General features: G+C 67.1%; 13 protein-coding genes. 9 read left to right on the top strand and 4 right to left on the bottom strand.

Translation table 11 applies throughout. The features are described 5' to 3' along the window. Positions 1–69: 69 nt before the first annotated feature. Both OM960_RS07620 and OM960_RS07615 read right to left on the bottom strand, forming a co-directional pair. Positions 70–354: an SCP2 sterol-binding domain-containing protein gene (locus tag OM960_RS07620; RefSeq protein ID WP_264771553.1), complete on the bottom strand. Its 285-nt coding sequence runs from the start codon at positions 352–354 to the stop codon at positions 70–72. Positions 355–432: 78 nt separating this feature from the next. Then, positions 433–1,659, bottom strand: coding sequence for an argininosuccinate synthase (locus OM960_RS07615; RefSeq protein ID WP_263335191.1), 1,227 nt, complete (start codon positions 1,657–1,659; stop codon positions 433–435). A 150-nt stretch (positions 1,660–1,809) separates the two neighbouring features. Here OM960_RS07615 and ilvA point away from each other — a divergent pair, with 150 nt between their 5' ends. After that, on the top strand, positions 1,810–3,057 hold the full coding sequence (gene ilvA / locus OM960_RS07610; RefSeq protein WP_263335193.1) for a threonine ammonia-lyase IlvA: 1,248 nt from the start codon (positions 1,810–1,812) through the stop codon (positions 3,055–3,057). A 9-nt stretch (positions 3,058–3,066) separates the two neighbouring features. Here ilvA and OM960_RS07605 read toward each other — a convergent pair whose 3' ends face one another. After that, positions 3,067–3,414 carry an Hpt domain-containing protein gene (locus OM960_RS07605; RefSeq protein ID WP_263335194.1) on the bottom strand — a complete coding sequence of 116 codons (348 nt, stop codon included), beginning with the start codon at positions 3,412–3,414 and terminating at the stop codon, positions 3,067–3,069. Between the two features lie 232 nt (positions 3,415–3,646). Between OM960_RS07605 and OM960_RS07600 the strand changes: the two genes are divergently transcribed. Then, entirely contained in the window at positions 3,647–4,861 is a 1,215-nt protein-coding gene (locus OM960_RS07600; protein ID WP_264771628.1) for a PP2C family protein-serine/threonine phosphatase, read from the top strand. Here OM960_RS07600 and OM960_RS07595 read toward each other — a convergent pair. Beyond that, positions 4,858–5,301, bottom strand: a complete 444-nt coding sequence (locus tag OM960_RS07595) for an NUDIX hydrolase (RefSeq protein WP_263335196.1) — start codon at positions 5,299–5,301, stop codon at positions 4,858–4,860. The two genes, OM960_RS07600 and OM960_RS07595, sit on opposite strands and share 4 nt — an antisense overlap. 75 nt (positions 5,302–5,376) lie before the next feature. On the opposite strand from OM960_RS07595, the gene hslO reads away from it, so the two are divergent. The 7 genes from hslO (at position 5,377) to OM960_RS07560 (ending at position 13,843) form a co-directional block, all read left to right on the top strand. Continuing rightward, on the top strand, positions 5,377–6,378 hold the full coding sequence (gene hslO, locus OM960_RS07590; protein WP_264771552.1) for an Hsp33 family molecular chaperone HslO: 1,002 nt from the start codon (positions 5,377–5,379) through the stop codon (positions 6,376–6,378). Continuing rightward, on the top strand, positions 6,365–6,967 hold the full coding sequence (locus tag OM960_RS07585; protein WP_264771551.1) for a CoA pyrophosphatase: 603 nt from the start codon (positions 6,365–6,367) through the stop codon (positions 6,965–6,967). The genes hslO and OM960_RS07585 overlap by 14 nt, the downstream gene beginning before the upstream one ends. Continuing rightward, entirely contained in the window at positions 6,964–8,106 is a 1,143-nt protein-coding gene (locus tag OM960_RS07580) for a CCA tRNA nucleotidyltransferase (RefSeq protein ID WP_264771550.1), read from the top strand. Before OM960_RS07585 ends, OM960_RS07580 begins: the two co-directional genes overlap by 4 nt. 55 nt (positions 8,107–8,161) lie before the next feature. After that, positions 8,162–8,758: a LysE family translocator gene (locus OM960_RS07575; RefSeq protein ID WP_264771549.1), complete on the top strand. Its 597-nt coding sequence runs from the start codon at positions 8,162–8,164 to the stop codon at positions 8,756–8,758. Between the two features lie 194 nt (positions 8,759–8,952). After that, complete coding sequence (locus OM960_RS07570) at positions 8,953–10,806, top strand: ABC transporter ATP-binding protein (RefSeq protein WP_264771548.1); 1,854 nt, start codon at positions 8,953–8,955, stop codon at positions 10,804–10,806. After that, positions 10,803–12,635, top strand: a complete 1,833-nt coding sequence (locus OM960_RS07565; RefSeq protein WP_264771547.1) for an ABC transporter ATP-binding protein — start codon at positions 10,803–10,805, stop codon at positions 12,633–12,635. Before OM960_RS07570 ends, OM960_RS07565 begins: the two co-directional genes overlap by 4 nt. Then, complete coding sequence (locus OM960_RS07560; protein ID WP_264771546.1) at positions 12,632–13,843, top strand: class I SAM-dependent RNA methyltransferase; 1,212 nt, start codon at positions 12,632–12,634, stop codon at positions 13,841–13,843. The genes OM960_RS07565 and OM960_RS07560 overlap by 4 nt, the downstream gene beginning before the upstream one ends. Positions 13,844–13,913 lie beyond the last annotated feature (70 nt).

Below are 13,913 nucleotides of genomic sequence, written 5' to 3'. Positions count from 1 at the left end.
AGTCATCTTCCCGTGAAGCGTCGTGAGCAACCGCCGGTCAGGCGCGATTTCAGCCGGAATAGAGACTGTTTAACCCAGAAGCTTCGCAAGCCCCATCGCCACGCCGAGGTCGCCCGAGACCTTCAGCTTGCCGAGCACCACCCCGGTCATCGGGTTGAGCTTGCCGGTCAGGAGCTTCACGAGATTGTCCTCGGAGATCGTCAGCGTGCAGTCGGTCTCGCGGTCCGACGTCGAGGCGGTGCCGTCGGCCAGCACGATCACCCCGGCCTCGCCGCAGTCGAACTTGAGCGACCCGGAGAAGTTCCGGGTCTCGAGCGTCCTGGCAATGTCGGCGGCGATGGCGTCTAGCGGCATGAGATCCTCCCGGTTGTCCGGAAGGATCTAGGATCGGCGGCCTTCGAGGCGCAACCGGAGCGTTACGTCACGAAGGCCTCAGCCCTTCACCCGCTCATTGCGCGTGGCGATCAGCTTCAGGCGCAGCGCGTTGAGGCGGATGAAGCCCTCGGCATCCTTCTGGTCGTAGGCGCCGGCATCTTCCTCAAAGGTGACGTGCTTCTCGCTGTAAAGCGAGTGATCCGACCAGCGCGCGACGGTCCGGGCCGAGCCCTTGTAGAGCTTCACGCGGACGGTGCCGGAGACATGCTCCTGGCTTTTGTCGATCAGCGCCTGCAGCATCTCGCGCTCGGGCGAGAACCAGAAGCCGTTGTAAATGAGCTCGGCATAGCGCGGCATGATCGAGTCCTTGAGATGCCCGGCGCCCGCATCCAGCGTGATCTGCTCGATGCCGCGGTGGGCTTCCAGAAGCACCGTGCCGCCCGGCGTCTCGTAGACTCCGCGCGACTTCATGCCAACGAAGCGGTTCTCCACGAGGTCGAGCCGGCCGACGCCATGCTTGCCCCCAAGCTCATTGAGCTTCGTCAGGATCGAAGCCGGGCTCATCGCCTCGCCGTTGATCGCGACGGCGTCGCCCTTCTCGAAGGTGATCTCCACCATTTCGGGCGTGTCGGGCGCTTCCTCGGGGTGCACGGTGCGCTGGTAGACGTAGTCCGGCGCCTCGTCGCCGGGGTTCTCCAGCACCTTGCCCTCGGAGGAGGTGTGAAGGAGGTTCGCATCGACCGAGAACGGCGCCTCGCCGCGCTTGTCCTTGGCGATCGGGATCTGGTTCGCCTCGGCGAACTCCAGAAGCCGGGTGCGCGAGGTCAGGTCCCATTCGCGCCACGGCGCGATGACCTTGATGTGGGGATTGAGCGCGTAGGCCGAAAGCTCGAACCGCACCTGGTCGTTGCCCTTGCCGGTCGCGCCATGCGCCACCGCGTCGGCGCCGGTCTCGGCGGCGATCTCCACCAGCCGCTTGGAGATCAGCGGCCGGGCGATCGAGGTGCCGAGGAGGTAAAGCCCCTCGTAAAGCGCGTTCGCGCGGAACATCGGGAAGACGAAGTCGCGCACGAACTCCTCGCGCACATCCTCGATGTAGATGTTCTCCGGCTTGATCCCCAGAAGCTCGGCCTTCCGGCGCGCCGGGTCCAGCTCCTCGCCCTGGCCGAGATCGGCGGTGAAGGTCACGACCTCGCAGCCATATTCGGTCTGCAGCCATTTCAGGATGATCGAGGTGTCGAGACCGCCGGAATAGGCAAGGACGACTTTCTTGGGCGCGGACATGGGGCACTCCGTCGGCGAGGGGGCAATCGCGCCCGCGATTAGCGGAGTTTCGACGCAAGGGCAAGCAACGGGTGCCCAAGCGGGCATCGCTTCCTTGACAGTCGCGCCCGTTCGTGGCCGAAGAGCCGGATCACGAGCGGAGGCACGGTCATGGACGGTTTTGCAAAGGCGGCACGGCAGGCGACCGAGGCGCTGCGGAGCCTGTTCCCGCCAACGCCGCTGCAGCGCAACGACCACCTCTCGGCCCGGTACGGTGCCGAGATCTGGCTCAAGCGCGAGGATCTGACTCCGGTGCGCAGCTACAAGCTGCGCGGCGCCTTCACCGCGATGCGCAAGACGCTGGCCGCCGACCCCGCGCACGGCCATTTCGTCTGTGCCAGTGCTGGCAACCACGCCCAAGGCGTCGCCTATGCCTGCCGCCATTTCGGGGTCCGCGGCACGATCTTCATGCCGGTCACGACGCCGCAGCAGAAAATCGACAAGACCAAGGTTTTCGGGCAGGATAGTGTCGAAATCAAACTGGTCGGCGACTATTTTGACCAGACGCTCGCGGCTGCGCAGCGTTACTGCGTCGAGGCCGAAGCACACTTCCTCTCGCCGTTCGACGACCCCGACGTGATCGAGGGACAGGCCAGCGTGGCGGTCGAGATCCTTGATCAGTTGGGCGAGGCGCCCGATCTGGTGATCCTGCCGGTCGGCGGCGGTGGCCTCGCCTCGGGCGTGACCGGATATCTTGCCGAAGTCGCTCCGCAGACCGACTATCGCTTCGTCGAACCCGCCGGCGGCGCGAGCCTTGCCGCCGCCGTTGCGGCCGGGGAGCCGGTGACGCTGAAGCGACTCAACAGTTTCGTCGACGGCGCCGCGGTGGCCCGGATCGGCGCCGAGCCGTTCGAGCGCCTGAGCTGGGCGCGGGCCGAGCAGATCCTCGCCGCGCCGGAGGACCGGATCTGCGTGACGATGCTGGAGATGCTGAACGCCGAGGGCATCGTGCTGGAGCCCGCGGGCGCGCTGTCGGTCGACGTGCTTCCGGTTCTGGCCGAGACGATCCGCGGCAAGCGGGTGGTCTGCGTCACCTCCGGCGGCAATTTCGATTTCGAACGCCTGCCGGAGGTCAAGGAACGCGCCCAGCGGTATTCCGGGCTGAAGAAGTACTTCATCCTGCGCATGCCGCAGCGTCCCGGCGCGCTGCGCGAGTTTCTCAGCATGCTCGGCCCGGATGACGACATTGCCCGGTTCGAGTACTTGAAGAAGTCTGCCCGCAACTTCGGTTCGGTCCTGATCGGTATCGAAACCAAGAGCGCCGACAATTTCGTCGCGCTGCGCGCGAAGTTCGACGACGCGGCCTTTACTTACCGGGATATCACCGAGGACGAGGCGCTGGCCGAGTTCCTGATCTGAGCATTGCGTTCAAGCTGCGGACGCGCCGGTGCCTGCGCCGGCGGCGAGTCCGGCCATGAACTCGGTCTTGGACGCAAAATAACTTGCGACGATGCGGCCGATGTCGATCTCGCCCGCACGGCCGGTCGCGGCGCGGCGCTCGCCGTCCTGGCACAGCGCGCCGAACTCGGCAAAGCCGAGGTTCCAGGCGCCGCCTTTCATGAAATGCAGATCGGCCTCGAAGCGCGCCGGCTCCGGGGTAGAGCCGAGCCGCCTCACGATCCCCTCGACCTCGTCCAGAAACAGTTCCACGATCTCGTCAAGGCCGTCGGCGCCGACCTCGGCCCGTAAATCGTCCACCCGCGTCCAATTTATCATCGAGCCCATCCCGGCGAAAAATACCTTGTGCCGGAACTCTATGCGCGGAGTCTTGCGGGCAGGTTAACCGGTGGCAGACCCCGACCGCGGGACCCTGTTCAGGCGATCTTAACCTGGCCGGCGCTAGCGTTCCGCGACGACCGGAACGTCCGGGCGAAGGATCATGTGAGTGCAAGCAAGTCCGACCATAGAAACCGGCTCGGCGGGTGCCGCGGCCGCGGTGCGCCGCGTGATGGTGGTCGACGACAGCCGAATGCAGCGGCGGATCCTCAGTTCCCAGCTGGCGCGCTCGGGATACGAAGTGCTCGAGGCCGGAAGTGCTGAGGAGGCGCTGGATATCTCGGCGGCCACCGCACCCGACCTCGTGATCTCGGACTGGATGATGCCGGGCATGACCGGGATCGAGTTCTGCCAGGCCCTCCGCGACCGTCTGCAGAGTGGCTACACCTACTTCATCCTCCTGACCTCCAAGACGGAATCGGCCGAGATTGCCCGCGGTCTGGAAAGCGGTGCCGATGATTTCCTCACCAAGCCGGTCAGCGGGGATGAGCTGCGGGCCCGAATCGCTGCGGGGGAACGCATTCTCAGGATGGAGCGCGAGCTCACCGAGAAGAACCGCCTGCTGTCCTCCACCCTGGATGAGCTTCAGGCGATCTACGATTCAGTTGACCGCGACCTCGTGGAGGCGAGAAAGCTGCAGCAAAGCCTGGTCCGCGAGCGGCACCGCAGTTTCGGCAATGCCGAGGTCAGCCTGCTTCTTCGTCCCTCCGGCCATGTCGGCGGCGACCTCGTCGGGTTCTTCCCGATCAACGCCCGCCGGGTCGGATTGTTCTCGATTGACGTTTCCGGTCACGGCATCACCTCCGCGCTGATGACCGCGCGCTTGGCGGGCTACCTGTCGGGCAATTCTCCCGAGCAGAACGTGGCGCTGGTCTTGACCGAGTTCGGGATCTACGACGCGCGCGATCCGGCGGACCTCGCCGAGCAGCTGAATCGTCTCGTGTTCCGCGAGTTGCAGACCGAGAACTACTTCACCTTGGCCTATGCCGATGTCGATCTCGTGACCGGCCGGGTGGTCATGGTGCAGGCCGGCCATCCCTATCCGGCGATCCTGCGTGCCGACGGGCGGGTGGAATACCTCGGGCAGGGTGGGCTGCCGATCGGCCTTATCGAGGAGGCCGGGTACGAGCCGTTCGAGGCGCAGCTTTTGGCTGGCGACCGGCTGTTCCTGATGTCCGACGGGATCACTGAGGCCGAGAATCAGGCGGGTGTGCAGCTTGGCGAAGATGAGCTCGCCCAGCTGATGACCCTGCGGTCAGGAGTGTCGGGTGCCGCATTCCTCGACGCCCTGATGCAGGATCTGGCCAGTTTCGCGGGCGCGGAATTCGGAGACGATATCTCGGGCGTCTTCTTCGAGTTCCACGGTGCGAAGGCGAACCGGGACTAGAGCGTGCGCAACACCCGCGCGAGGAAATGCCGGTCGCCGCTGTTGCCGAGGATCGGCACCGCTGCTTCGGCGGGCATCCAGATCGCGCTGTGGCCGGGCTCGGTCGGCGGTCCGTGGCGGCGCGCGGGGCGGGCGAGGTAGATCGTGCAGAGCTTCTCGGCCCATTTGTCGTATTCGGGCATGTAGACGAAGCGCCGGAACGCGCCGATGCGGCGCGGCGCGGTGATCGACCAGCCGGTTTCTTCGCGCACCTCGCGGTGCAGCGCCCAGAGCGGCGACTCGCCCGGGTCGATGCCGCCTCCCGGGAGCTGGAACTCCGGATCGGGTTCAGCCTGGTGGGTGAGCAGGACATCCCGGCCGCGCAGGAGGACGGCATAGACGCCGTGCCGCAGCCCGTAACGCTGGCCGCGCACCAGCGGCTCCCCGAATCGCCTTATCATGCTCCGCCCTTGGCCCCGAGGTTGTCGTCCCCATATAGTCGCGGTATGGCAGGGCGCAGGCCACAAGGAAACCCCATGACCAACCTGACCAAGATCGCCTGGGACGATACCGTTCTGCCGTTCCAGCTCGACCGGTCCGATATTCGCGGGCGTGTGGCGCGTCTCGACGGCGTACTCGACCGGATCCTCACCCAGCACCGTTATCCGCCGGCGGTGGAAGCCTTGGTGGCGGAGGCGGCGCTGCTGACCGCGCTGATCGGCCAGACGATCAAGCTGCGCTGGAAGCTCTCGCTGCAGATCCGCGGCGACGGGCCGGTGCGGATCATCGCCACCGATTACTACGCGCCTTCGGCCGACGGCGCCTCCGCGCGGATCCGCGCCTGGGCGTCCTATGACGCGGAGCGGGTGCATCCCGCGGCACCTGGCTTTGCCCAGATCGGCGAGGGCTATTTCGCGATTCTGCTCGACCAGGGTGCCGGCAACGTCCCCTATCAGGGCATCACACCCCTGTCGGGCGGCTCGCTTTCGGCCTGCGCAGAGACGTATTTCGCCCAGTCGGAGCAGCTTCCGACACGCTTTGCGCTGTCCTTCGGACGTTCGACCCTGCCGGGCGAGTCCGAACACTGGCGCGCCGGCGGGGTGATGCTGCAGCACATGCCGAAGGCCTCGGCGCCAATCACCAGCGACGGCGGTAGCGGCGAGGGCGGACTGCTCGCGGCCGAGGACATTCTCGACGGCGAGGAGGGCGAGAACTGGTCCCGCGCCAACCTCCTGCTCGACACCGTCGAGGAGCTGGAACTGATCGGTCCGCAACTCGCGCCGACCGATCTCCTGGTGCGGCTCTTCCACGAGGAAGTGCCGCGGGTCTTCGATGCGCAGTCGGTACAGTTCGGCTGTTCCTGCTCTTCGGACAAGGTACGCGACAGCCTGTCGATCTATTCGGCCAAGGATATCGGTCACATGACCACCGACGACGGCATCGTCACCGCCGATTGCCAGTTCTGCGGCGCGCATTACGAGTTCGATCCCGCGACGCTCGGTTTCGAGGCGACCAGGGCGCCCGATGACGGTGAGTGACCCGCTGTCCGCGGTGCTGCGGGCGCTGGAACGGCCGGGCCGCGACACGTCGGATTACGATCTCAACCCCGGCACGGTGCTGCCCGAAGGCCGCGTGCTCCGGCCGGCGGCGGTGCTGGTGCCGTTCCTCTGCGGCCCGGCGGGGATCGAGGTGGTGCTGACCAAACGCTCGTCGCGGCTGAAACATCATCCTGGCCAGATCGCCTTTCCCGGCGGCAAGGTCGATGCGACCGATGCCGGCCCGGTCGAGGCAGCCCTGCGCGAGGCGCGCGAGGAGATCGGCCTTCCGCAGGGCGCGGTCGAGATCCTGGGCACCTGGGCGGCGCATGAGACCGTGACCGGTTTCTCCGTGACCCCGGTTTTCGGCCGGATCAGACACGCTTTCGAACCCGTGCCGGAGGCCGGAGAAGTCGACGAGGTGTTCTCGGTGCCGCTCGCCCATGCCGCGGACCCGGCGCGGTTCCGGATCGAGGGCCGGCGCTGGCGCGGCGAAATGCGGCGCTACTACGTCGCGCCCTACGGCCCCTATTACATCTGGGGCGCGACCGCGCGGATCCTCCGGGCGCTGGCGGACCGGATGGCGGCATGAGGATCAGCGGCGAATGGCTTGCGGAGGAGGGGGTGCAGCGGGTGCTGCATCTTCTGACCGATGCCGGCCATCAGGCCTATCTCGTCGGCGGCTGCGTCCGCAACGCGCTCTTTGGCCGCCCTGTTGCCGATATCGATATTGCGACCGATGCAGAGCCGTCCCGCGTGGTGGAGCTTGGCCGCAAGGCGCGGCTCAAGGTGGTGCCGACCGGGATCGAGCACGGCACGGTGACGGTCATCGTTGCGGGCGAGCCGCACGAGGTCACCACTTTCCGCCGCGATGTCGAGACCGATGGCCGGCGCGCCAAGGTGGCCTATTCGCGCCGTATCGAGGAGGACGCGGCGCGGCGCGACTTCACCATGAACGCGCTCTATGCCGATGCCGAGGGCCGGATCATCGATCCGATCGGCGGGCTTCCCGACCTTCAGGCCCGCCGGGTGCGCTTCGTCGGCGATGCCGATGCGCGGATCCGCGAGGACTATCTCAGGATCCTCCGCTTCTTCCGCTTCCATGCGCTCTACGGCGACGCCGAGGCCGGGATGGATGCCGAGGCGATCGCCGCCTGCGCTGCCAATTCGGCTGGAATAGACACGCTTTCGCGCGAACGGATCGGCCACGAGATGCGCCGGCTGCTCGCCGCACCCGATCCCGCCCCGGCGGTCGCGGCGATGCGGGCGACGAGCGTTCTCGCCCGCATCCTGCCGGGCGCCGATCCGCGCCCGCTCGGCCCGCTCGTGCATGTCGAGCCGCCCTATGCGCCCGACTGGCTGCGGCGTCTCGCTGCCCTCGGCGGCCAGGACCGCGTGGAGGCGCTGCGCCTGTCGCGTGACGAGGCGCGTCGGCTGGAGATCCTGACCGACGGGATCGGCGGCACGGTGGCACCGGCGGAGCTGGCCTACCGTCACGATGCGGGCATGGCGCGCGACATTGTCCTGCTGCGCGCGGCCCTGCTTGCGGCTTCGCTGCCCGAGGGCTGGGAAGCCGAGGTCGCGAAAGGTGCGGCGGCCGTTTTCCCGATCCGCGCCGCCGATCTGATGCCGGGGCTCTCCGGGCTGGCGCTCGGCGCGCGGCTGAAGGAGCTCGAGACGCGCTGGATCGCGTCGGATTTCAAATTGTCACGGGAACAATTGCTGGGTTGAAATCCGCCGGCCGCTTCGGTCAGGATGCGCGGCATTCCACATTCGAGGGTCCGCAATGCCGCCCGAAGCCTTCCCGGCGCTTGTCGCGCTGGCCATCGCCACGCTGTTCACGCCGGGCCCCAACAACGCGATGCTCGCGGCGTCGGGCGCGAATTTCGGCTTCCGCCGGACCATTCCGCACTGGCTGGGCGTGGCAACCGGCTTCCCGCTGATGTTGCTGGTGGTCGGCCTCGCGCTCGGCGGCCTCTTTCAGGCGAGCGCGATCCTCCGCGAGGCCCTGCGCTGGGGCGGCGCGGCACTGCTCCTGTGGATCGCCTGGAAAGTCGCGACTTCGGGCGGGATAGGGTCGAAAACCGCCGATGCGCGGCCGATGACCTATATCGAGGCGCTGGGTTTTCAGTGGGTCAATCCCAAGGCCTGGTCGATGGCTGTCGCGGCGACCTCGCAGTTCATCCTGCCAGCGGCGCCGATCACCACGGCGGCGATCGTCACCGCGGTGTTCCTGACGCTCGGCCTCGGCTCGGGCGCGACCTGGTGCTACGCCGGGCAGGCGATCGCGCGATGGCTGACCACGGCGAAGCGGCTCAAGATCTTCAACCTCGTCATGGCGGGTCTGATCGTGCTGTCGATCGTGGAACTCGTCCGGCACTGAGACTGTACCACGCACCGTGGTACAATCCCGCGCGTGACAAAGTCGCGCGATTGCGCTATCGGAGGAACGTCAAACGGAGGGTTGCAATATGATGTACGGGATCTTTCGACCGAGCACCTGAGCCGGATCGATCCCGTAGGGGCGGTCCCGCGACGCACCGCCTGTTCCCATATTGCCTCTGACGGATTCACTCCATGTTCCGCTTCTTCGAAAACCTCGTTGACCCCTATGTCAGCTATGAAGAGACCGATACGCCGCCCCGGCACGTGCTCCCGTTCCTGATGGAGTACGCACGGCCGTTCCGCGCGGTTTTCGTCGTCACGGCGATCTTCACGACGCTCGTCGCGATGATCGAGATCGCGCTGATCTGGTATGTCGGTCGGCTCGTCGATCTCCTGAGCAGCGGCGCGCCGGCCGAGATCTGGGCCGCGAACGGCACCGAGTTCATCCTTGCCGCTCTGGCGGTCTTGCTGCTGCGCCCGATCCTCAGCGGCATCGACGTGGCGCTTCTCCACAACACGATCATGCCGAACTTCGGGGCGCTCATCCGCTGGCGGTCGCATCGCCACGTCCTGCGCCAGCCTGTCGGCTGGTTCGAGAACGACTTCGCCGGGCGGATCGCCAACCGGATCATGCAAACGCCGCCCGCCGCAAACGATGCGGTCTTTCAGACCTTCGACGCGGTTGCGTTCGCCGTCACAACCCTGATCGGATCGGTCGCGCTTTTGTCTCTGGCCGATGTCCGGCTCGTCGTGCCGCTCATCGTCTGGATCGCGCTTTACATTGTGCTTCTGCGCTGGACCGTGAAGCGGGTGGGCCCCGCGTCGACCGCCGCCTCGGATGCGCGGTCGGTCGTGACGGGTCGGGTCGTCGACAGCTACACCAACATCCATTCCGTCAAGATGTTCGCCCACGATGACCGCGAGGTCAGCTATGCGGGTGAAGCGATCGAGAATGCGCGAAAGACGGCTCAGACGGAAATGCGACTCATCACCAAGATGGACGTCACACTGACCATTCTGAACGGGTGTCTCATCGTCGCGGTTACCGGGCTGGCCCTGTTGCTCTGGTATCATGGCCAGGCGACGATCGGCCTCGTTGCGGCGGCAACCGCACTTGTCCTCAGGCTCAACAACATGACCTACTGGATCATGTGGGCGACGTCGAACCTCGTTCAGGCGCTGGGCGTTGTGCGCGAGGGGATGGAAACCATCGCGCAGCCCGTCGCGCTGCTCGACCGCACGGGCGCGAAGCCGCTGGACTACCGCGCGGGCCGGATCGAGATGCAGTCCCTTTCGCACCACTACGGGCGCGGATCGGGTGGCCTTGCCGGAGTCGACCTGGCCATCCAGCCGGGCGAGAAGATCGGCCTTGTCGGCCGCTCGGGTTCGGGTAAGACGACGCTCGTGAAGCTCATGCTGCGCTTCTACGACGCCGAGGGCGGGCGCATCCTGATCGACGGTCAGGACATCGCCCATGTCACGCAGGACAGCTTGCGGCGGAAGATCGGTATGGTGCAGCAGGATTCGTCCCTGCTCCATCGTTCGGTCCGGGACAATATCCTCTATGGCCGGCCTGACGCAGGAGACGAGGAGATGATCGACGCCGCGACGCGAGCCGAGGCTCATGACTTCATCCGCGACTTGACCGATCCCGAGGGTCGTACCGGCTATGACGCGCAGGTCGGCGAGCGCGGGGTGAAGCTGTCGGGCGGCCAGCGCCAGCGGGTGGCGCTCGCGCGCGTGATCCTGAAGAACGCGCCGATCCTTGTCCTGGACGAGGCAACCTCGGCGCTCGACAGCGAGGTCGAGGCGGCGATCCAGGAGACGCTCTACGGCGTCATGGAGGGCAAGACCGTGATCGCCATCGCGCACCGGCTTTCGACCATCGCGCGGATGGACCGGATCGTTGTGCTCGACGACGGCCGCATCGCCGAAGAGGGAACCCACGCCGAGCTGCTGGCGAAAGGCGGCCTTTACGCCCGTTTCTGGGAGAGGCAGTCTGGCGGCTTCATTGGCACGGACGAGGAGCAGGAGGCCGCGGAATGAAGATGGGCGACATGATCGACGCCTTTCGCCCCGCCGAAGGCCCTCCGCCGAGAACGCTCGGCGCGTTCCTCCTGTGGTGCCTTTCCGGCGCCTGGGGGCCGCTCGTGCTGGCCGCGATCCTCTCGGCCGCGGCCGGCACGATGGAGGTCTTGACCGCCTGGTATCTCGGACGCGTCGTCGATCTCGCCGGGACCGGCGATGCCGCGACGGTCTTCGCCGATCACTGGCCGATGCTTCTGGGCTTCGTGATCTTCCTCGTCGTGCTGCGCCCCGTCGCCTTCGGGCTTTCGGCCGCGTCGAACTCGATCGTGGTGCAGCCGAACGTGCTGCCGCTGGTGCTCTCCCGGCTGCATCGCTGGACGATGGGGCAGGCGGTCACCTTCTTCGACAACGACTTCGCCGGGCGGATCGCGCAGAAGCAGATGCAGGCCGCGCGGGCGGTGACCGATGTCGCGAGCGAGTCGATCAACACCATCGCCTTCGCGCTCGCGTCGATGATCGGCTCGGTGCTGTTCCTCCTGACGATCGACCCCTGGATGGCGGCGGCGCTGGGCGTCTGGATCATTGCCTATCTCGCCCTGATCCGCGCCTTCCTGCCCCGCGTGCGCGGCAAATCGGCGGCGCGGGCCGGAGCGCGGGCGATGGTGACCGGGCAGGTGGTCGACACGATCACCAACATCAAGACCGTAAAGCTCTTCGCCCATGCCGATCACGAGGACAAGGCGGCCTTGCGCGCAATGTCGGGCTTCCGCGAGACCGCGCTCGATTTCGGGGTGCTCTCGGCCTGGTTCCGGTTGGCGCTGATGACCATTGCCGGGGTGCTTCCGGTGATCTTGATCGGCGGCACGCTCTGGCTCTGGTCGCTCGGCCACGCCACGGCGGGCGACATTGCCGCCGCCGGGGCGGTCTCCATCCGCATCGCGCAGATGACCGGCTGGGTCAGCTTTACCCTCATGTCGATCTATGCGTCGATCGGTGAGGTGGAGGACGGCATCCGCACCCTGACCCCGCCCCATACCCTGACCGATGCGCCCGATGCCGGCCGGCTTCACCAGATCGCGGGCGAGGTTCGCTTCGACGCTGTGAGTTTCGCCTATGGCCGCAAGAAGGGCGGGCTCGACGGGGTCAAGCTGACCGTGCGGCCGGGCGAGAAGATCGGCATCGTCGGTGCCTCCGGCGCCGGGAAATCGACGCTGGTGGCGCTGCTTCTCAGGCTCTATGACGCCGAAAAGGGGCGGATTCTGGTGGACGGTCGCGACGTGAGAGAGGTCACTCAGGAGAGCCTGCGCCACCAGATCGCGATGGTCACGCAGGAGACCGCGATGTTCAACCGGTCAGCACGCGACAATATCCTCTACGGCCGCCCCGACGCGACCGAGGAGGAGATGATCGCCGCCGCCAAGGCCGCCGAAGCGGACGAGTTCATCCGGACGCTGCAGGACCACAAGGGCCGCATGGGATATGACGCGCATCTCGGCGAACGCGGGGTGAAGCTCTCGGGCGGCCAGCGTCAGCGCATTGCACTGGCCCGCGCCTTCCTGAAGGACGCGCCGATCCTGGTGCTGGACGAGGCGACCTCGGCGCTCGACAGCGAGGTCGAGGCGCAGGTTCAGGGCGCGTTGCACCGGGTGATGGAGGGCAAGACCGTGCTCGCGATCGCCCACCGGCTCTCGACCATCGCCGAGATGGACCGGATCGTGGTGCTCGATCAGGGCCGGATCGTCGAGCAAGGCAGCCATGCCGAGCTGCTGGCGCTTGGCGGGCTTTACGCGCGCTACTGGGACCGGCAGTCGGGCGGCTTCATCTGCGTCGAGGAGGCGGCGGAGTGAGGCTGACCATCGAGCGTCTCGGCCATCTCGGCGACGGGATCGCCGAAGGTCCGGTCTTCGTGCCGATGGCCCTGCCCGGCGAGGTCGTCGAGGGCGAGGTCGAGGCCGGCCGCATGGCGAGCCCGAAGATCGTCACGCCGTCGCCCGGCCGGGTCAAGCCTGCCTGTCCGCATTACCGCGCCTGCGGCGGCTGCGCGCTGATGCATGCCTCGGATGCGTTCGTCGCCGACTGGAAGGCGGACGTGGTGCGCACCGCGCTTGCCGCGCAGCGGCTGGAGGCGGAGTTCCGCCCGGTCGTCACCTCCGCCGCGCACTCCCGACGCCGGGCGACGCTGGCCGGGCGGCGGACGAAGAAGGGCGCGCTCGTCGGCTTTCATGGTCGCGCTTCGGATACGTTCGTGGAGGTGCCGGGGTGCCTGCTCCTGCATCCCGATCTGATCGCCGTGATGCCGGTCCTGAGCGAAATCACCATGCTCGGCGCCTCGCGGAAGGGCGAGCTCGCGCTCACTGTCACGCGCAGCGACGGCGGCGTCGATCTGGCGGTTTCGGGTGGAAAACCGCTGGAACAGAGCCTGTTTTCGGCGCTCGCGGATCTTGCGCGCCGCGCTGGGTTCGCACGGATGAGCTGGGACGGGGAGCCTGTAGCCAATCGCCGCCCGCCGGTACAACGCTTTGGCGCGGCAAGCGTCTCTCCGCCGGCCGGCGCCTTTCTGCAGGCCACGGAGGAAGGCGAGGCGGCGCTGGTCGCGGCGGTGCGCGACGCGGTCGGCAACGCGCGGCGGATTGCCGACCTCTTTTCCGGCTGCGGGACCTTCGCGCTGCCCCTGGCCGAGAATGCCGAGATCCATGCGGTCGAGGGTGAGGCAGCGATGCTCGCCGCGCTCGATGCCGGCTGGCGGCGCGCCGAGGGGCTGCACCGGGTCACGACCGAGGCACGCGATCTGTTCCGGCGGCCGCTTATGCCGGACGAGCTGAAGCGGTACGACGCGGTGGTGATCGACCCGCCCCGCGCGGGGGCCGAGGCGCAGGCGCGCGAACTCGCGGGTTCGGGGGTACCCGTCATTGCCGCCGTCTCGTGCAATCCAGTCACCTTCGCGCGTGATTCGCGAATCATCGCTGCCGCCGGCTACCGCCTCGACTGGGTCCAGGTCGTGGACCAGTTCCGCTGGTCGCCGCATGTCGAACTGGTGGCCCGGTTCTCGCGCTGACCGGATTTCCCATCGGCGGAAATCTGCCTGCTTCCGGTACGGCGCAGTTGCGTGTAAAAAGGAAGAAAAC

This window comes from Defluviimonas salinarum, from assembly GCF_026013545.1.
GTDB lineage: Bacteria > Pseudomonadota > Alphaproteobacteria > Rhodobacterales > Rhodobacteraceae > Albidovulum > Albidovulum salinarum.
Note: the sequence above shows the minus strand (reverse complement) of the source record. Positions and strands in the feature narration are given on the sequence as shown.

Excerpts from the sequence above, each read along its gene's own strand:
- OM960_RS07620 (WP_264771553.1), bottom strand. The coding sequence starts at position 354 with ATGCCGCTAGACGCCATCGCCGCCGACATTGCCAGGACGCTCGAGACC.
- OM960_RS07615 (WP_263335191.1), bottom strand. The coding sequence starts at position 1,659 with ATGTCCGCGCCCAAGAAAGTCGTCCTTGCCTATTCCGGCGGTCTCGAC.
- ilvA (WP_263335193.1), top strand. The coding sequence starts at position 1,810 with ATGGACGGTTTTGCAAAGGCGGCACGGCAGGCGACCGAGGCGCTGCGG.
- OM960_RS07605 (WP_263335194.1), bottom strand. The coding sequence starts at position 3,414 with ATGATAAATTGGACGCGGGTGGACGATTTACGGGCCGAGGTCGGCGCC.
- OM960_RS07600 (WP_264771628.1), top strand. The coding sequence starts at position 3,647 with ATGGTGGTCGACGACAGCCGAATGCAGCGGCGGATCCTCAGTTCCCAG.
- OM960_RS07595 (WP_263335196.1), bottom strand. The coding sequence starts at position 5,301 with ATGATAAGGCGATTCGGGGAGCCGCTGGTGCGCGGCCAGCGTTACGGG.
- hslO (WP_264771552.1), top strand. The coding sequence starts at position 5,377 with ATGACCAACCTGACCAAGATCGCCTGGGACGATACCGTTCTGCCGTTC.
- OM960_RS07585 (WP_264771551.1), top strand. The coding sequence starts at position 6,365 with ATGACGGTGAGTGACCCGCTGTCCGCGGTGCTGCGGGCGCTGGAACGG.
- OM960_RS07580 (WP_264771550.1), top strand. The coding sequence starts at position 6,964 with ATGAGGATCAGCGGCGAATGGCTTGCGGAGGAGGGGGTGCAGCGGGTG.
- OM960_RS07575 (WP_264771549.1), top strand. The coding sequence starts at position 8,162 with ATGCCGCCCGAAGCCTTCCCGGCGCTTGTCGCGCTGGCCATCGCCACG.
- OM960_RS07570 (WP_264771548.1), top strand. The coding sequence starts at position 8,953 with ATGTTCCGCTTCTTCGAAAACCTCGTTGACCCCTATGTCAGCTATGAA.
- OM960_RS07565 (WP_264771547.1), top strand. The coding sequence starts at position 10,803 with ATGAAGATGGGCGACATGATCGACGCCTTTCGCCCCGCCGAAGGCCCT.